Origin of the sequence: Cupriavidus pauculus, from assembly GCF_022179805.1 — a bacterium.
Taxonomy (GTDB): Bacteria; Pseudomonadota; Gammaproteobacteria; order Burkholderiales; family Burkholderiaceae; genus Cupriavidus; species Cupriavidus pauculus_E.
The window spans coordinates 409,297-427,329 of the sequence record NZ_BPUO01000005.1; the positions used below are offsets into that span (position 1 = coordinate 409,297).

At 66.6% G+C, this 18,033-nt stretch carries 16 protein-coding genes and 1 pseudogene; 12 read left to right on the forward strand and 5 right to left on the reverse strand.

Annotated elements, in window-relative coordinates; all coding sequences use genetic code 11:
• The 8 genes from MFF62_RS12865 to MFF62_RS12900 are packed head-to-tail and all read left to right on the forward strand — an operon-like array spanning position 1 to position 8,489.
• On the forward strand, positions 1 to 2,361 hold the full coding sequence (locus MFF62_RS12865; protein ID WP_238263577.1) for an MMPL family transporter: 2,361 nt from the start codon (positions 1 to 3) through the stop codon (positions 2,359 to 2,361).
• Positions 2,361 to 3,590: an NAD(P)/FAD-dependent oxidoreductase gene (locus MFF62_RS12870; RefSeq protein WP_238263499.1), complete on the forward strand. Its 1,230-nt coding sequence runs from the start codon at positions 2,361 to 2,363 to the stop codon at positions 3,588 to 3,590. The genes MFF62_RS12865 and MFF62_RS12870 overlap by 1 nt, the downstream gene beginning before the upstream one ends.
• Positions 3,587 to 4,150 carry a DUF3261 domain-containing protein gene (locus tag MFF62_RS12875; protein ID WP_238263500.1) on the forward strand — a complete coding sequence of 188 codons (564 nt, stop codon included), beginning with the start codon at positions 3,587 to 3,589 and terminating at the stop codon, positions 4,148 to 4,150. Before MFF62_RS12870 ends, MFF62_RS12875 begins: the two co-directional genes overlap by 4 nt.
• Positions 4,147 to 5,337 carry a beta-ketoacyl-ACP synthase gene (locus MFF62_RS12880; RefSeq protein ID WP_238263501.1) on the forward strand — a complete coding sequence of 397 codons (1,191 nt, stop codon included), beginning with the start codon at positions 4,147 to 4,149 and terminating at the stop codon, positions 5,335 to 5,337. The genes MFF62_RS12875 and MFF62_RS12880 overlap by 4 nt, the downstream gene beginning before the upstream one ends.
• Positions 5,338 to 5,339: 2 nt before the next feature.
• Positions 5,340 to 5,825 (forward strand): hotdog family protein, encoded by a 486-nt coding sequence (locus MFF62_RS12885; protein ID WP_238263502.1) that lies wholly within the window; start codon positions 5,340 to 5,342, stop codon positions 5,823 to 5,825.
• Positions 5,822 to 6,553 carry a 3-oxoacyl-ACP reductase FabG gene (gene fabG, locus MFF62_RS12890; RefSeq protein WP_238263503.1) on the forward strand — a complete coding sequence of 244 codons (732 nt, stop codon included), beginning with the start codon at positions 5,822 to 5,824 and terminating at the stop codon, positions 6,551 to 6,553. The genes MFF62_RS12885 and fabG overlap by 4 nt, the downstream gene beginning before the upstream one ends.
• A complete protein-coding gene (locus MFF62_RS12895; protein WP_238263504.1) occupies positions 6,550 to 7,791 on the forward strand; it encodes a beta-ketoacyl-ACP synthase in 1,242 nt (413 codons plus the stop codon). The genes fabG and MFF62_RS12895 overlap by 4 nt, the downstream gene beginning before the upstream one ends.
• Positions 7,792 to 7,793: 2 nt before the next feature.
• Positions 7,794 to 8,489, forward strand: a complete 696-nt coding sequence (locus MFF62_RS12900) for a 4'-phosphopantetheinyl transferase family protein (RefSeq protein WP_238263505.1) — start codon at positions 7,794 to 7,796, stop codon at positions 8,487 to 8,489.
• A 19-nt stretch (positions 8,490 to 8,508) separates the two neighbouring features.
• On the opposite strand, the gene MFF62_RS12905 is transcribed toward MFF62_RS12900, so the two are convergent.
• A complete protein-coding gene (locus tag MFF62_RS12905; RefSeq protein ID WP_238263506.1) occupies positions 8,509 to 9,243 on the reverse strand; it encodes an IclR family transcriptional regulator in 735 nt (244 codons plus the stop codon).
• A 207-nt stretch (positions 9,244 to 9,450) separates the two neighbouring features.
• Between MFF62_RS12905 and MFF62_RS12910 the strand changes: the two genes are divergently transcribed.
• From MFF62_RS12910 to MFF62_RS12925, 4 genes and pseudogenes are all read left to right on the forward strand, one after another.
• Entirely contained in the window at positions 9,451 to 9,822 is a 372-nt protein-coding gene (locus MFF62_RS12910; RefSeq protein ID WP_238263507.1) for a helix-turn-helix domain-containing protein, read from the forward strand.
• Positions 9,822 to 11,143 (forward strand): annotated as a pseudogene (locus MFF62_RS12915) (type II toxin-antitoxin system HipA family toxin). The gene MFF62_RS12910 and the pseudogene MFF62_RS12915 overlap by 1 nt, the downstream one beginning before the upstream one ends.
• A gap of 181 nt (positions 11,144 to 11,324) precedes the next feature.
• Positions 11,325 to 11,510 carry a hypothetical protein gene (locus MFF62_RS12920; protein WP_238263508.1) on the forward strand — a complete coding sequence of 62 codons (186 nt, stop codon included), beginning with the start codon at positions 11,325 to 11,327 and terminating at the stop codon, positions 11,508 to 11,510.
• Positions 11,511 to 11,513: 3 nt separating this feature from the next.
• A complete protein-coding gene (locus MFF62_RS12925; protein WP_238263509.1) occupies positions 11,514 to 12,287 on the forward strand; it encodes an alpha/beta fold hydrolase in 774 nt (257 codons plus the stop codon).
• Positions 12,288 to 12,319: 32 nt separating this feature from the next.
• Here MFF62_RS12925 and MFF62_RS12930 read toward each other — a convergent pair whose 3' ends face one another.
• The 4 genes from MFF62_RS12930 to MFF62_RS12945 form a co-directional block, all read right to left on the reverse strand.
• Positions 12,320 to 13,057: a DUF4198 domain-containing protein gene (locus MFF62_RS12930; RefSeq protein ID WP_238263510.1), complete on the reverse strand. Its 738-nt coding sequence runs from the start codon at positions 13,055 to 13,057 to the stop codon at positions 12,320 to 12,322.
• A gap of 17 nt (positions 13,058 to 13,074) precedes the next feature.
• A complete protein-coding gene (locus MFF62_RS12935; RefSeq protein WP_238263511.1) occupies positions 13,075 to 15,510 on the reverse strand; it encodes a TonB-dependent receptor in 2,436 nt (811 codons plus the stop codon).
• A 104-nt stretch (positions 15,511 to 15,614) separates the two neighbouring features.
• A complete protein-coding gene (locus MFF62_RS12940) occupies positions 15,615 to 16,637 on the reverse strand; it encodes a FecR domain-containing protein (RefSeq protein ID WP_238263512.1) in 1,023 nt (340 codons plus the stop codon).
• 3 nt (positions 16,638 to 16,640) lie between these two features.
• Positions 16,641 to 17,162, reverse strand: coding sequence for a sigma-70 family RNA polymerase sigma factor (locus tag MFF62_RS12945; RefSeq protein ID WP_238263513.1), 522 nt, complete (start codon positions 17,160 to 17,162; stop codon positions 16,641 to 16,643).
• Positions 17,163 to 18,033 lie beyond the last annotated feature (871 nt).

Genomic DNA, 18,033 nt, shown 5'->3' on the forward strand with positions numbered 1-18,033 from the left:
GTGGCAGGCGGGCTCGCGATGCAAGGCACGCTCACGCGACGCGATCGCGTGCTGGCCATCGCATGGCTGCTGCTGGTGCTGGCCGTGGCAGTGCACCAGCTACAGTTCTGGCGCGCATCCCGCCTGGATACCGATGTGATGGCGCTGCTGCCCGGCAGCGAGCGCACGGCCACGGCAGACCGTGTGCTGCGCCAGCTTGGCGAGGGCGTGTCGCGCGAGGTGGTGGTGCTGGTCGGCAGCAACGACTGGACGCGCACACGAGATGCGGCCCAGCGCTTCAGGCAGGCGATCGGGCGCGACAATGCGCTGCTGCAACCGCAGGACAAGATCGGCGCCTTCGATTTCGATGCCGCGCTGGCGTTCTATCGTCCCTGGCGCGACCGCCTGCTGACCGATGCCCAGCGCCAGCAACTGGCCACGGCAAGCCCTGATGCGCTCGCGCAGCAGTCGCTGGCGCGGCTTTACCAGCTGTCGATGGGTCCCCGGCTGACCGACTGGGCCGCCGATCCACTCGGCCTGTGGCAGCAGTGGTGGCTGGACCGCGCGGCGGCCACGCGCGTGCGCGAACGTGACGGCATGGCAACCGTGACCGGCGACGGCAAGGATTGGGCCGTGCTGACCTTCCGCACCAGCAAGTCGGGATTCTCGGCCAACGGCAACACCGACTACGGCGATCTTTTGGGCCGGGCCGAATCGGCCGCACGCAGCGGCGACGGTGCGGTGCGCGTGATCCTGGCCGGCATTCCGCTGCATGCCGAGGCGGCGGCCTCGCAGGCCAACTGGGAAATGAACGTGATTGGCCTGGGCTCGCTGGCGGCGGTGCTGTTGCTGGTCTGGTTGGCGTTTCGCTCGCTGCGGCCCATCGTGCTGGTGGGACTTTCACTACTGATCGGTACCGGCATGGCGATATCCGCCACCGCCATCGTGTTCGATCGCGTGCACCTGATCGCGCTGGTGTTTGGCGCGAGCCTGATGGGCGTGGCCGAGGATTTCGGCATCCACTATTTCGTCACGCGCCAGGCCATGCCGCGCGCCACACCGCCATCGGTGATGCGCTTCCTGCTGCCGGGCTTGTCGCTGGCATTGCTGACCAGCGTCATGGCCTATCTGGCGCTGGGCATCGCGCCGTTCCCCGGGCTGCGCCAGATGGCGCTGTTCTCGGCCGTGGGGCTGACCGGGGCGTTCCTGACCGTGGTGTTCTGGTTTCCGTTGCTCGATCGCGGCACGCCACGTGCCACACGCCTGTCGACGTGGCTTTCCGACAGCCTGGCCCGCTGGCCACGCGTCCGCAACGACCGGCGCACCTGGGTAGCACTGGGTCTGCTGATGGCATTCATCGGGACCGGGGTGTGGCAGGTACGTGTGGTCGACGACGTGCGGCAACTGCAAAGCTCGCCGCCGGCGCTGATCGAGGCGCAGCGCACAGTTGGCCGCTTGCTGGGTTCGCCCAGTCCCGCGCAATTCGTGCTCGTGCGCGGCGCCACGCCAGACGAGGTGCTGGCGCGCGAGGAGGCCGTCAAGTCGAGTCTGGCCGGTGCCTTGCAGCATCAAGAACTCGCGGGCTTCGTGGCGATTTCCGATTGGGTGCCATCAGCCGCCCGCCAGCGCGCCGACGCGGCGCTGGCCGACCGGCAGGAAGCGGCCGTGCGCGAGCGTGTGTCCAAGGCACTGGGCGGCACGGTCGCCGCGCCCGCGGCCAGCCCCGGCGCCGACGTCCTGACGTTGCAGGCGTGGCTGGATCATCCGGTATCCGACACGCTGCGCAATCTCTGGCTGGGGCTGGATGGCAATGGCTACGCCAGCGTGATGCTGCTGCGCGGCCTGGAGAACGCGCAAGCCATGCGCGACATCGCCACCACGGTCAGGCAGGTGCCCGGCGCGGAGTGGGTAGACCGCGTGGCCGACTATTCGTCACTGCTGCATCACTATCGCGTGCTGATGAGCTGGCTGCTGCTGGCTGGTGCGGCCATGGTGGCGCTGCTGCTGGCGTGGCGCTATGGCCGGTCCGGCTGGCGCGCGCTGGCACCGACGCTGCTGGCCGCCGCGTTCAGCGTGGCCATGCTCGGGTGGCTGCAGGTGCCGCTACAGCTGTTTTCGATCCTCGCGCTCGCTTTGCTGCTGGGCGTTGGCGTCGATTACGGGATCTTCTTGCTGGAGCATCCGGGCGATGGCGTGTCGTGGACAGCCATTGTGCTGGGCGCGGCCAGCACGCTGCTGGCCTTCGGATTGCTGGCTTTGTCCTCGACGCCGGCATTGCATGCGTTTGGCATGACGATGCTGTCGGGCGTCGGGGCGGTATGGGTATTGTCGCCATGGTTCAGGCCCGCAGCGGCGAACGTGGCGCAACAGGAGAAACATTGATGAGAACCGAACGAGCCGAAGTAGTCATCGTGGGAGCCGGCCCCGCCGGTTCTGTGGCCGCCGGGCTGCTGCGCAAGCAGGGCATCGGCGTGCTGGTGCTTGAGAAAGAGACGTTCCCGCGTTTTTCGATTGGCGAAAGCCTGCTGCCGCAAAGCATGGCGTACATCGAAGAAGCGGGCATGCTGCAGGCCGTGGTCGAGGCCGGCTTCCAGTACAAGAACGGCGCCGCGTTTGCGCGTGGCGACAAGTACACCGATTTCGATTTCCGCGAGAAATTCTCGGCCGGATGGGGCACGACCTACCAGGTGCAACGCGCCCATTTCGATGACGTGCTGATCCGCGAGGCGCAGAAGCAGGGCGCCGAAGTGCGTTTCCGCCATGTAGTGGAGGCCGTGGACGTCGACGGTTCCGCGCCGGTGGTCACGGTACGCGCCGACGACGGCACGCGCTATCAGGTCGAAGCGAAATTCCTGCTCGATGCATCCGGCTTCGGCCGCATCCTGCCGCGCCTGCTGGACCTGGAAACGCCGTCGAACTTCCCGGTGCGCGCCGCCATCTTCACGCACGTGGCCGATGGCATTCCGCCGGGCACGTTCGACCGCAACAAGATCCGCGTGGGCGTGCATCCGGAGCATGACGACGTCTGGTACTGGACCATTCCGTTCTCGAACGGCCGATGCTCGCTGGGCGTGGTGGCCGAGAAGGCGTTCCTCGACCGGTACGAGGGCGACGAAATGACCAGGCTGCGCGCGCTGGTCGATGAGGATCCCAACCTGGCCACGTTGCTCAAGGACGTGCAGTGGGACACGCCGGCGCGCCAGATCGCGGGCTATGCAGCCAATGTGCGCTCGCTCTGGGGCAATGGATACGCACTGCTCGGCAATGCCGGCGAATTCCTGGACCCCGTGTTCTCGTCGGGCGTGACGATTGCGTTCAAGTCGGCCAGCCTGGCCACGGCCTGTCTGGCGCGCCTGCTTGCCGGCGAGCCGGTGGACTGGGAAGCCGAATTCGCCCGGCCACTGAAGGCCGGCGTCGACTGCTTCCGCGTGTTCGTCGAGGCCTGGTACGAGGGGCGTTTCCAGCGCGTGATCTTCCACGAGGATGCGCCGCCCGAGATTCGCGCCATGATCTCGTCCATTCTGGCTGGTTACGCGTGGGATACGTCGAATCCATTCGTCGCCGATGCGCGCCGCCGTCTTGGCGTAGTGGAGCAGCTTTGCAACGCATGAACTGGCCCTCCCTGGTGGCGGCGTGTGCGCTTGTAGCGGGCTTGGCGGGCTGTGCCACCGTGGCACCGAAGCCTGCCGAGGCGCCGCTGTTGCGGCTGTCGCCGGCGTCGCTGGGTCGCACGTTGAACCTGCAACAGCAGATCACCGTGCAGTATCCGTCGCCACAGGGCGAACAGACGCGCGAGATGCTGGCGCTGCTGGAAGCCGATGCCGACCACACGCGGCTGGCCGCGATGGCGGGCAACCAGGTGCTGGCGCGGATCGACTGGGATGGGCACGACCTGCGCGTGACGCGATCGCCGTGGGCCCCGCCGGAGCTGAAGCCGGAGCGCATCCTCAGCGACATGCAACTGTCGCTCTGGCCGGTGCCGGCCATCCAGGCCGCGCTGCCGTCCGGCTGGCGCGTCGAAGCCACGGATGGTGGACGTCAGTTATGGGCCGGCTCGGAAGTGGTGGCGGAGGTCCGCTATCCCGATGCCGCCACCACGCTGTTCACGCAGCGGCGCGACGGCTACCGGCTGACCATCCGTACCTTGCGCGACAACGGGAGTGGGCGATGACGGTGTACCTGCACGACATGAACGTGGTGTGCGCGCTGGGCAGCGGCACCGACGCCGTTCGCGCCGCGCTGTGGCGTAGCGATGGCCCATCCGGCGGCACGGTCACCGACCTGTACACGCCGGGCGAGCCATTGCACCTGGGCGCCATAGCCGAGTCCATCGACGTGTCGCAACTGCCGCCCGATACGCCGCCGTCGCAGGCCAGCCGCAACAATGCCGTGCTTGAACGCGCGCTGGCGCCGCTGCATGCTGCCGTCGAAGCGGCGATGGCCCGCGTCGGGCCCACGCGCGTGGCCATTGTGCTGGGTACCAGTACGTCGGGTATCCACGAAGGGGAGCTTGCCGTGCGCATGCGCACCGCCACGGGCGCATGGCCGTTTGGCTTCCACTACAGCCAGCAGGAGCTAGATTCACCGGCACGCTACCTGGCGCGCCGGCTCGGTACTGCTGGACCCGCCTACACGATTTCCACCGCCTGCTCGTCGAGCGCCAAGGCGCTCAGTGCCGCCGCGCGGCTGCTGGAGCACGGCCTGGCTGATGTGGCCATCGCGGGCGGCGTCGATACGCTGTGCAGTTTCACCATTGCGGGTTTTCGCTCGCTCGATGCGGTCAGCGCCACGCGCTGCAATCCGCTGTCGGCGCATCGCCAGGGCATCAACCTGGGCGAGGGCGCGGCGCTGTTCCTGATGTCGCGCGAGCCGGGGCCGGTGAGGCTGGCCGGCTGGGGCGAAACCGGGGACGCCCATCACATTTCCGCACCCGATCCCACGGGCACCGGCGCGCGCGTGGCCATGCAGCAGGCGCTGGCGCGCGCGGGACTGCAGCCTGGCGATATCGACTACCTGAACCTGCATGGCACGGCCACCGAGCAGAACGACGCCATGGAAGCACGCGCCGTGACCGAGCTGTTCGGCGCCGATATCGCGGTCAGTTCCACCAAGCCGCAGACTGGTCATACGCTGGGCGCCGCCGGTGCCGTGGAGGCCGCGCTGCTGTACCTGACGCTGGATGGCAACCCGCAGGGCCGGCTGCCCGCGCACTGGTGGGACGGCGTGCTGGACCCGGTCATCGCGTCGCTGCATGTGGTGGGTGCCGACGAAATGCTGGGGCGGCCGGTGCGGCACGCAATGAGCAATTCGTTCGCGTTCGGCGGCAGCAACTGCGTGCTGGTGATGAGCGGGAGCTAAAGATGGCTGGCGCCGATCCGTTATCGACTGCACGGAGGCCGTTGCCGCCCATCGGCGAGCTGGTGCCCCATGCGGGTGCCATGCGCCTGGTCGACGAACTGCTGGAGGCCGATGCCACACACGCCGTGGCGCGGGCCACGGTGCGTCCGACGCAGCTATTTGTAGATGAAGCCGGCATGCCGGCGTGGATCGGCATCGAGTACATGGCCCAGACCATCGCGGCCTGGGCCGGCATGCGGGCGCGCGAGACGGGCAACAAGCCCGTGCCGGGTTTCCTGCTGGGCACGCGGCGCTATGCCTGCAACACGGCGGCGTTCGCGGCCGGCAGTGTGTTGACCATCCACGTGCAGCTGGAGATGGCTGGCGACGATGGCATGTCGATGTTCGCCTGCACGCTGGCGCAGGATGGCAACGAAGTTGCCCGTGCCACGGTTTCCGTATATGCGCCTGCCGATGCGCAGGCATTCCTCGAAGGACAGCAGACATGACGAACCAGACGGTGCTCGTGACAGGCGCGTCGCGCGGTATCGGCCGCGCCATTGCCTTGCGCCTGGCGCGCGACGGCTACGACGTGGTGGTGCATTGCCGCGCCAGCCGCGACGAGGCCGAGTCCGTGGCCGATGCGGTGCGCGCATTCGGCCGCAACGCGCGCGTGCTGGCGTTCGACGTCAGTCAGCGCGAGGCCGCGGCCCAGGTGCTGCTGGCCGATATCGAACAGCATGGCTGCTACTACGGCGTGGTGTGCAATGCCGGGCTGGCCCGCGATGCCGCGTTTCCGGCCATGACCGGCGAGGAATGGGACGAGGTAGTGCATACCAACCTGGACGCGTTCTACAACGTGCTCAATCCGCTGGTGATGCCGATGGTGCAGCGGCGCCGTCCGGGCCGCATCGTGACGCTGTCGTCGGTGTCGGGGCTGGTCGGCAACCGGGGGCAGACCAACTACAGCGCGGCCAAGGCCGGCATCATCGGCGCGAGCAAGGCGCTGGCGATCGAACTGGCCAAGCGGCAGATCACGGTGAACTGCGTGGCACCTGGGTTGATCGATACCGACATGGTCGATGCCCACGTGCGCGACGAGGCGCTGAAAATCATCCCCGCGCGGCGTTTGGGTACCCCGGATGAGGTAGCTGCAACGGTCGCCTTTCTGCTTTCGGCCGATGCCGGTTACATTACGCGGCAAGTGATATCGGTCAACGGAGGCATGTTCGGATGAAGCGGGTGGTGGTGACGGGCGCGGGTGCCGTCAGTGCGTTGGGCAATGACTGGACAACGGTGAGCGGCAAGTTGGCCACCGGCCGGAATGCGGTCGTGCGCATGGACGAGTGGGTCGGCATTCGCGGGCTCAACACCCAGCTTGGCGCACCGGTGCCGCCGTTCACGCTACCGTCGCACTACACGCGCAAGCTGATGCGCACGATGGGCCGCGTGTCGCAGATGGCCGTGCTGGCCAGCGAGGCCGCGCTGGCCGATGCCGGGCTGGCGGGTCATCCGCTGGTTACGGATGGGCGCATGGGCATCGCCTACGGCTCGTCGACGGGTACGCCATCGGCCGCGCAGGACTTCGCGCGCATGATGAGCGACCGCACGACCGAAGGCATCAATGCCACCACCTATATCCGGATGATGGCCCACACCACCGCCGTCAATATCGGACTGTTCTTCGGCGTGACGGGGCGCATCCTGACCACGTCCAGCGCGTGCACGTCGGGCAGCCATGGCATTGGCTACGCCTTCGAGACCATCGCCATGGGCCGCCAGGTGGCCATGCTGGCCGGTGGCGCGGAAGAACTCGACGCCACCGAGGCGGCCGTCTTCGACACCCTGTTCGCAGCCAGCACGCGCAACGATGCGCCCGAGTCCACGCCGCGCCCGTTTGATGCCGCGCGTGATGGGCTGGTGCTGGGCGAAGGCGCGGGCACGCTGGTGCTGGAAGAGTTGGACCATGCGCGGGCGCGTGGCGCGCGCATTCTGGCCGAGGTTGTCGGGTATGGCACCAACAGCGACGGCAACCACGTCACGCAGGCGCAACCCGAAACCATGGCGCGGGCAATGCGCATGGCGCTGGACGATGCGGGGCTGACGCCGGACCGCATCGGCTACGTCAACGCCCACGGCACCGCCACGGAGCAGGGCGACCTGGCCGAGGCAGAGGCCACGCATGCCGTGTTCGGCGCAGGCGTGCCGATCAGTTCGCTGAAGAGTTATCTTGGCCACACGCTGGGCGCCTGCGGGGCGCTGGAAGCGTGGATGACCATCGAGATGATGCGCGACGGGTGGTTCGCGCCCACCCTCAACCTCGACCGGCCCGACCCGCGTTGCGCGCCGCTGGACCATATCGTCGGGGAAGGGCGCCGGCTCGATGTCGACCATGTCATGAGCAACAATTTCGCGTTCGGGGGCATCAATACGTCGCTGATCTTTCGCCGCTGGACCGACTCAGAGCCCCACTGACCATGCCGCTTGCCTTGCGTACCGGATCGGTCATGGCCTTTGCCGCCATGGCGCCACCTGTCAGCCGCTGGATGTCGGCGGAGGAACTGGCACGGCTGGCGGACATGCGCGCGCAGCAGCGTGCGGAGCAGTTCGCGGCAGGGCGCTGGCTGGCGCGCCGCCTGCTGGCCGTGACGTTCGGTGGCGACGCATCGGAATGGGCGCTGTCCGCTGCCGAGGACGCGCCGCCGCTGGCCACGCATACGGCCGGCGCGGTGGGCACGCCGGTTTTCGTGTCGCTTGCCCACTCGGGCGACCATCTGGCCTGCGCGGTATCGGACCTGCCAGTGGGCGTCGACATCGAGGAGATGCAGCCGCGCAAGCACCTGGGCACGCTGATCGAGGCCACCACCACCGAGGCCGAGCGCACCGCGCTGCCGCAGTTGCTGGCCAATGACGATGACGATGCCCGCATGCTGGCGTTTTTCCAGCTATGGACGCTCAAGGAAGCGTGGATCAAGTGCCATGGCGGCAACCTGTTCCAGACGATGATGGGGCATGTGGTGGAAGCCGTGCCATCGGCGCGGGAGCAGGCCAACGGTCTGACGTGGCGCCGCAAGAATGCCGTGCTGGCGCTGGCCGCCACGACCCTGGTCGACGACCTCGACCTGCCCCAGGCCACCGGCTGGCGGCTGCACGCGCGCGAAACGGTCGACTGAGCGTCGATCGGGCGTTTGCTCAGGTCTTTTCCAGCGAGGCACAGGCCGCGCGCAGGATGGCGGCGTAACGCTCCAGATGCGGCTCGATCCGGTACACGGGCCCCGCAATAGAAATTGCATAGCACTCGCCCGACAGCCGCACCGGCCAGGCCAGCGCGCCCACGTCGGGCATCGACTCGCTCAGATTCACGTAGGCGCCGCGCTCGCGCGACTGGCGCAGGTTTTCCTCGAGCGTATCCGGTGTGGTCAGCGTGCGCGGCGTAAAGCCCTGGAACGGCAGCCGTGGCAGCAGCGCGGCACGCTCGGCATCGTCCATCGCGGCCAGCAGGGCCTTGCCGATGGAATTGGCGTGCAGCTCGCGCCGTTCGCCGGCCGTTGCGATATAGCGGATCGCGTGCGGGGATTCGAGAACATCCAGGTAGACCACGGCCGTGCCTTCGTGCAGCTTGCCGATGACCACCGTCTCGCCGGTGGCGTCGCGCAGTTCGCTCATCGTGCCGTGCACCCGGTCCAGCACGGGGTCGTGACGGGCAATCTGCTGCGCCATCGCCAGCAGCCGGCCGGTGGGATAGTAGCCCTGGCGGCGCGCCGTTTCGTACAGATAACCCAGTGAAGTCAGCGTGCGGATCAGCGCCAGGCAACTGGACGCCGGCACTGCCAGCAGGCGGGCCAGTTCCGAAAGCGACAGGGCGCGCCGTTCGCGTGCGAAGGTCTCGATGATCTCGATGACGCGCAAGGCGGTCTTGACGTTCATCGCCGGGGACTTGGCGACGGAAGGCTCGGCTGGGCGCTCTGGCTGCTCTGACATGGGCGGTGGGTCGGGGTTCGGATGGCCGGACGCCATCGGGCCGGACTGTAGCACGGCCCCGGACGTGGTGCGAGCCGGCCGGTGTTTTACAACCTATCCGTTGTAAATGCGTTTTACAACCCATCCGCTGTATTCCGCCCCCGCGCTGCTTCCATGGCCACCACCTATCCCATTCGCATCCAGACCCAGTTGAGCCCCGTACTGCAGGGCTTGCGCAAGTCGCGCGGCCTGACCCAGGCGGACGTTGCGGCGCGCCTGGGCGTCACCCAGCAGAGCTACGCGCGGCTCGAGGCAAATCCGGCCCGCGCCAGCATGGCGCGCGTGCTGGCGGCGCTGCAGGTGCTGGAAGTGGACCTCGCGCTGACGCCGCGTGCCGCGCCGAATGCCAAACGTGGCGCGGCAGCCAAGGCTGGGGCGGTGGCCCGGACACCCAAGGCGGTCAAGGCAGTCAAGTCGGCGGTCAAGGCCGCGGTCAAGCCGGCCTCACGGCGCAAGCCGGACCCTGGCCCAGGCGAGGACTGGTAATGGGCAGGCGCGCGCTCAGGCGCAGGCTTGGCGTCTGGATGAATGGCTGGCTGACCGGTACCTGGGAGCGCGGTACCGACGGCGAGTCGCTCACCTACGATGCAGGCTGGATGGACAGCACCCAGGGGCGGCCGTTGTCGCTCTCGCTGCCGTTCCGCGCCGATGCCGCGCCATACCGGGGCAGGGTGGTCACCGACTACTTCGACAATCTGCTGCCGGACAGCGATGCCATCCGCCGGCGCCTGGCGCAACGCCATCGCACGCAGGGCACGGGTCCGTTCGATCTGCTGGCCGCGCTGGGGCGCGACTGCGTTGGCGCATTGCAGTTGCTGCCCGAGGGGGACGAGCCCGAAGACCTGCGCACCATCCAGGGCACGCCGATGGATGAAGCCGCCATCGCGCGGCTGCTGCGCGAGCTACGCGCAACGCGCCGCTGGGGCAGCACGACGACGAGGCCGATCTGCGCTTGTCGATCGCCGGCGCGCAGGAAAAGACGGCGCTGCTGCATCACGGCGGCCAGTGGCTGCTGCCGCATGGCAGCACGCCCACCACGCATATCCTCAAGCTGCCGCTGGGGCTGGTGGGCAACATGCGCGCCGACATGCGCACGTCGGTCGAGAACGAATGGCTGTGCGCGCAGCTTGTGCGCAATTTCGGGTTGCCGATCGCCGACTGCGACATCGGCACGTTCGAGGACCAGAAGGTGCTGGTGGTGGAACGGTTCGACCGCCGCCTGGCGCCCGACGATAGCTGGATCATCCGCCTGCCGCAGGAGGACTTCTGCCAGGCGCTGGGGCTCTCGCCGTTGTCGAAGTACCAGGCCGACGGCGGGCTGGGCATTGCCGACATCATGTCGGTGCTGGCCGGCTCCGAAGCCCCGCAGCCAGACCGGCGCAACTTCTTCGGCACGCAGATCCTGTTCTGGATGCTGGCCGCCACCGATGGTCATGCCAAGAACTTCAGCCTGTCGATCGGGCCGGGCGGCCGTTACTGGTCCACGCCACTCTACGACGTGCTTTCCGCATTCCCGATCATGGGGACTGGCGCAAATCAACTGGCACCGCAGAAGGCGCTCATGGCCATGGCCGTGCGCGGCGCGCAGAACCACTACCGTATCGCGCAGATCATGCGCCGGCAATGGCTGGAGCAGGGGCGCCAGGTGGGCCTGCCCGCCAACGAGGTCGAGCAAATCCTTGCCGAACTGAAAGACGCGGTCGAGCCGGCGATTGCTGCCACCGCCGCTCAGCTACCAAGCGATTTTCCGCAGGACGTGGTCGAACGCGTCTTCACCGGGCTCCGCGCCCAGGCCAAACGCATCTGAACCCTCCGCCACCACGGCACGCCGGGATTTGTACCGTTCTGTATCGACGGGCAGATCCGATACGTCGCCACACGTAAGGGCCGTCTCCGCCACACGGACGCGATACGTCCAACCGTTCCAATAGGCTCCATGGCAAAAGCGCGCGGTGCGCCGCCAATAACCGGTCCGGCAGGAGCCGCCCATGTCGAAATTCAACATCGTGTTGCAGCTGGCGAGAGGCACGTTCTCGTCGCTGCCGCCTGGCGCGCTCCAGGGGCTCACGCTTGCCGCGGCAGTCATGGCCGTGGCCACTTGCTGCATGGCCCTGGCCGTTGCACGGCAGGCGCGGCCCGTTCCGGCCTTCAACAACCAAGCTGGGAGAAATTGAACAATGTGGAAACGAACGATTGCATCGGTGGCCGTGGCCGCCATGGGGCTGGGCGCCGCCACGGCAGCCTTTGCCGCCGACTCGCAGCAGCCGTCGGTGGTGATCGTGCACGGCGCGTTTGCCGATGGCTCGGACTGGGCCCGCGTCATCCCGCTGCTGCAGGCCAAGGGGGTGAAGGTGCAGGCGGTGCAGAGCGGGCTGGAATCGCTGGCCGGCGACGTGGCGGCCACGCGGCGCGCCATCGACAGCCAGCCGGGCAAGGTCGTGCTGGTGGGGCATTCGTGGGGTGGCACCGTGATTACCGAGGCTGGCGCCAATGACAAGGTGTCCGCGCTGGTCTACGTGGCGGCCTTCGCGCCAGAAGCCGGCCAGTCCACCGAGGAAGCCGGCAAGGCGTTCCCGCCCGCTCCGGGCATCGGCAAGCTGGTGGCGGACAAGGACGGCTACCTGTCGCTGCCGCCGGCCGCCGTGGCCAGCGACTTCGCGCAGGACGTGCCCGCCGCCCGGGCGCGCGTGATGGCTGCCACCCAGGGCCCGATCCAGGCGAAGGCGTTTGGCGACAAGACCACGGTTGCCGCCTGGGCCAGCCGGCCGTCGTGGTACATCGTCAGCGCCAACGACCGCATGATCCCGCCCGACCTGGAACGTGCCATGGCCAAGCGGATCAACGCGACAGTGACCACGCTGCCCACCAGCCACGTCCCGCAGCAATCACGTCCGGCCGACGTGGCCAAGGTGATTCTCGACGCGGTACAGGCGGTGCAGGCGCAGAAGTAAGCATCACGGGCCACCCGGCGGCCCGGCCTGGCTTACTTGTTGGGCGTGGCCGCCGGGCCAGCAGGCAGCGGCTCGATGCCGTCGCGCTTGATGTACGTGACCGACGTCACGTGAGCGGTGGTGGTGTACTTTTCCGCGCCGTTCGCGCCCTGGCGCTCGCCCGGTGCCGGATCGTTATGCGCGATCTCGGCCACGTACATGCCTTTCCACGGCATGTCGAACGTCACCACGCCGTGTTCGTCGGTGTGGCCTTCCTTGGCCCAGCCCGACTGCGTGACCAGTTGGACCTTGGCCTTGGGCAGCGGCTTGCCCTGGTAGAACGCCTTGAATGCGCCAGGCTGGCCGGCGGGTACCAGGTCGAGCGTCAGCTTGGGCTGCTGGGCCGTGAAATCGGACACCCAGCGCGCGGCCGGATAGTAGCGGCTGGTGACTTCGGTGTCGCCGCGCTTGAACGTGCGCAGCGGATACCGTGGGTCCTCGGCCACCAGCGAGTCGCGCTCGCCAAGCGTGAACGGTAGCGTGAAGCCGTTGGCCGTCTTCACGCCACTGGCGGTCTTGTCGCCGCTGGCCGCAAGCAGCGTCGCCGTGGGCGTGCCGAAGCGGTCGAGCAGGCCCGGCGAGACCTCGCGCAGGTTTTCACCAAATTCGCCGAAGCGGATCGATGCCGGCTGCCCGGCCGGCTGCTCGATCCAGATCTGATGGGCGTGGGCCGCGCCGGACAGGGCAAGCAGGGCGGCGGCAAGGGAAATGGTCTTGTTCATCTGGAACATGCCTCTTCTTGTTGGCGTCAGAAATCGAACTGCGCGGAAAGGAATACTGTGCGCGGTGCCGCAACAGTAGCGTAAGTGCCGCTGACGAGCCAGTAGTTCGAGTTGAAAAGGTTCTCGACGTTGGCGCGGAATACCACCGACTTGCCCATGACCTTGGTACGGTAGCGGGCGCCGATGTCATAGCGCGTCCAGCTCGGCATGCTGAGCGTGTTCGTGGCGTTGAAGTACAGCGACGACGTGTGGATGACCCGGCCGTTCAGGCTCAGGCCCGGCACCCAGGGCACATCCCAGTCGGCGCCCAGGTTGAACGTGTTGTTCGGCACGCCATTGGCCTTGTTGCCGTCGTTCACGCCGCCGGCGGTCTGGGTCAGCTTGGCGTCGTAGAACGTGGCGCTGGCCATCAGGCGCAGGCCGCGCACCACTTCGCCAAACGCGGACAGTTCGATACCACGGTTGCGCTGTTCGCCGTCGAAGCTGTAGAGGTTGGTGGCGGGGTCCGTCACCGCGCTCGGGCGTTCGATCTGGAAGGCCGACACGATCGTCGAGATCGTGCCCCAGTCCACCTTCACGCCGCCTTCGTACTGGTTCGACTTGTACGGCGGGAACACCTGGCCCGCATTGGCGGCCGTGGTGGGCGCCACGCCGCCGCGCGACAGGCCAGACGTGAAGTTACCGTACAGCGACACGTTCTTCACCGGCTTGACCACGATGCCGGCCACCGGCGACACGGCGCTTTCGTCGTAGTTCGACAGCTTGGCGCCCGTGGTGGTGCTGAAGTTGTCCAGCGCCACGCGCTGGTGGCGGAAGCCACCCGTCAGCAGCAGGCGGTCATCGAACATGGCCAGCGTGTCGGTCAGCGTGAAGCTGGTGAGCGCCGTGTCCGATGCCTTGGTGGCGTCGATGCGGTTGCCCACCACTGGGGTCAACGGTACCGGGTTGTAGATGTTCGATGCCTGCGCGGCGGCCAACGACGGAATGTAGGCGTTGCCGAGTTCCTGATCCAGGCGCGTGAAGCTGGCCGTGACCGTATGGCCGATGCCGAACGTGCTGAACGACGAGCGCACGCCCACGTCGGCTGTCCACGTCTTGCTGTACGAATCGTAGAACGAGTTCGTGACGTTGAAGTTGCCCTGCGCATTGGCCGGACCCAGCGGGAAGGTCTGGTAGGCCGTGCCGTCACGATAGCCGCCGGCTGCGTACACGGTCAGGTTCGGCAGGATGTCGTATTCGAGTCGCGACATGACAGCCGTGTCATGCAACGCCAGTTCGGTACCGGGGTAGAAGTTGCGATGGCCGGACGGCGCGTCGGGAATCTTCGTCACGCCGGCCTGGAAGCCGATCTGCGGGCGGAAGTTGTCGGTGCCTTCGTGCTGCGTGTAGGTGTCCAGCGACCAGCGCAGCTTCTTGCCGCGATAGTCCAGCGCCAGCGCGCCGACGCCCAGCTTCTGGCGTCCGTCGTCGATGGTGGTGTCGCCCCCGCGGAACACACCATTGACGCGTACGCCCCATTCCTTGTTCTCGCCGAAGCGGCGGCCCACGTCGGCCTGCACGCCGAACTGCGACTTGCTCTCGTAGGTCGTGGTCAGGCGGGTCAGCGGTTCGTCGCCAGCACGCTTGGTGACTACGTTGATGGCGCCGCCGATGCTGCCGCTCGGGCCGATACCGTACATCAGCGTGCCGGGGCCCTTGAGTACTTCCACGCGCTCCATGATGGCGGCGGGCATGCGGCTGGACGACGCCATGCCGTACAGCCCGTTCAGGCCCACGTCGCTGCTCGACACCGTGTAGCCGCGAATCTGGAAGTCCTCGCCGAAGCCGCCGCGCGAGGTCAGCGTACGCACCGAGGAATCGTTGATCACCACGTCGGCCAGCGTCTTGGCCTGCGTGTTGTCGATCATCTCGCTCGTGTAGTTCGTGGTGCTGAACGGCTGGTCCATCACGTCGGTCGTGCCCAGCACGCCCAGGCCGCCGCCGCGCGCCACCTGGCCGCCGGCATAGGGGGCGGGCAGGTCGTGGGCGGCCGTGGCGGACACCGTGACCACGGGCAGGGTGGTGGTGCCTGGCGCCGTGCCGGCGGCCACCGGACCATTGATCAGGTAGCTGCCGTTGGCTTGCTGGGCCACTTCCAGCCCTGTGTTGGCCAGCAGGGTATCCAGGCCGGCACGCGGCGTGTAGTTGCCGTTCAGGCCCTTGCTCTGCTTGCCCGCCGTGATCTCGGGCTTGAACGACAGCATGATGCCGGCGTCGCGCCCGAAGCGGCTCAGCGCGTCTTCGAGCGAACCCGCCGGAATGCTGTAGGCGCGCGCGGCGGCCTGGGCGTGCGCCACAACCGGCGCCATCAGGGCGGGCGCTGCGACGGCGGTGCCCAGGACGATGCGGCCGACCAGCGACGTCAGCAGCTTGCGGCGGAAAACACGATTTGACTGACGCTGGCGCGCCTGGACCGGACCCATGTACAACCCTTTCGAATGGAGGAATGGAGGAGAGATGACGTTCTTGCCCTCCTTGACCCGCGAAAAACAAAAACGGATCAGATCCGCCAGACTTTTTTTTCCGCTCAGGTGCGGGGTGCCGGTATCAGGCGGATTTCGTCCTGGCCCCAGAGGCGGGTCATGGTCTCCTTCTGCAGGTTCAACGTGGAGCCCAGGGTCTGCAGGACCTTGCCCGGGTCGTCGAGCGGGAACGACCCGGAAACCCTGAGGCCGGCAATCGCGGGGTCGCACGACAGTGATGCGCGGCTGTAGCGGCGCAGTTCGGCGATGAACGCGTCCAGGCGCATGCTGCGGGCGACGATGAAGCCTTCCGCCCAGGCGATGCGGGCCGCCTCGGCCGGAGTGGCGGGCGAGACAGCCATGTCCGTGTAGCGTGCGCAGGTACCGGCCTGCAGCACACGCGGCTGCCCTGCGGCGTCGCGCGGGCGGATTTCCACGGCACCCTGGAACACGCAGACTTCGGTATCGGCGGCGGCCTGGCGCACCATGTAGCGCGTGCCCAGCGCGTGGGCCGTGCCGTGCGTGGTGTCGACCAGGAAGGGACGCGGCGCCGGATGGGGGTCCTTGGCCGTGGTGACCAGGATCTCCCCGGACAGCAGCATGACGCGCCGCTCGACGGCATCAAAACGGATGTCCACGGCGCTGTCGGTGTTCAGCATCAGTTGCGTGCCGTCGGACAGCATCACCGTGCGCCGTTCCCCCACGGCGGTGCGGTAGTCCGCCACCCATTGGCGCCAGGGCGTGTATTCGCGTGCGGTCCACGCCAGCCCGCTGGCAAAGGCCAGCGTCGCCAGTGCCTTGATGGCGTGGCGGCGCGACCCGGTGGCCGGTGCGGACAGCGCGGCGCGCGCCAGGTTAGACGTACCGGGCAGGGCCAGCGGGTCCAGCCGGTTGCGGACGGATTCAATGCGTTGCCAGGCGCGTTCGTGATCGGGATGCTCGGCGCGCCAGTTGGCGCATGCCTGCCGCACTTGCGGCGTCGCATCGTCGGCCTGCAATTCCACCAGCCATTCGAGCGCGCGCTCGGCCACGCTGGGGGGAATGGTCGCGGCCTCGGCAGTGGCCTGGTACCAGGAAGATGTCGGCACGCGTCAGCCCGCGAACGAGAGATCGGCAAAGTAGCATTGCTGCAATCCCATGACGATGTAGCGCTTGACCGTGGGAATCGAGATGCCGAGGGCTTCGGCCACCTGTGCGTGCGTTTGTCCGTCGAGCTGCGACAGCAGGAACGCCTGCCTGACCAACGGCGGCAGGCCGTCGAGCAGTTGGTCCAGTTCCAGCAGCGTTTCCAGCAGGATGGCGCGGTCTTCGGGAGAAATCTCCACTTCGCGCGGCGCCTGTGCCAGGGCATCCAGATAGGCGCGCTCCAGTTGCTCGCGGCGCCAGTGATTCGACATCAGGTTCCTGGCCACCGTGGTCAGATAGGCACGGGGCTCGTCCAGCGTCGCGGGCATGCGCTCGCTGTTGAGCAGCCGGACGAAGGTGTCTTGTGCCAGGTCAGCCGCCTGTTCGGCACTGCCCAGACGCCTGTGCAGCCAGCCCTTGAGCCATGAATGGTGGTCGCAGTAGAGCGACTCGATGGTCGAAGGGTAAAAGGCGCCTGCCGTACTCATGATCTAGCTGTCGTCGGTCGACTACACGCAGCCTCCGGCTAGTCATGCAGCGGTATCAAGACACTCAAATGATAATCATTATTAGTAACAGAAAAGCCGGGTGACTGTCAAACAACCTTGCCGATGCATCGCCTTTGTTGCGTTGTTCGCACAAGACAGACATTTGCCGACACTTCGCAAGTGATGCGTTCGGCATCGCACGGAGGCCCGCCAAACACGGCAATGGATTTGGCCGATTTTCTTTTCGCCAATGGGAAAAATTGTTTTCTGACAAAAATGTAATGATTTTTGATTAAGAGAAAACCCTGAAAACGGTAATGGGCGTTAAAAACTTCACCTATAACTAGAGCCTACGTGTTGCGAACTGGTGTCACGCACCACGCCTCCGCCCGCTTGTGCTAGCCTGCGGGCTTTTTTTTGTCCGCATAATCATGCATTACCGCTAGTTGTTAATGCATTTCGGTTGATTTTTCCCAGTAATGAATTGTCTCGGGTGACATGGTGAAAACCCTGCCAGCGCTTTATCTTGACTATGCTGGCATATCACATACCTTGTAACCATCGCGTCGCTCGATTACGCGAACATTACGCCGAAGATTACAAACCTGTAATCATTCCGGGATTTTAAATATGGAGGAGATTTCAGATGAAACGCGAATAGCCAAATTGGCAACTGCCTGGAAACCAAGGCTGGCAAAGGGTTTCGGCGCGCATTCGGTACCTACTCGTGGTTTGAGCAATGGCGGTCCTGGCGCAAGGGTTTCAGAAGCGAAACCGGAAAGACCAAAACAACTACAAGAAAGATGACACAGGAGACACGCAAATGCTTGCGACTACCTTCAGGTTCGAATGCACGGTGCCAGTGCTTCGA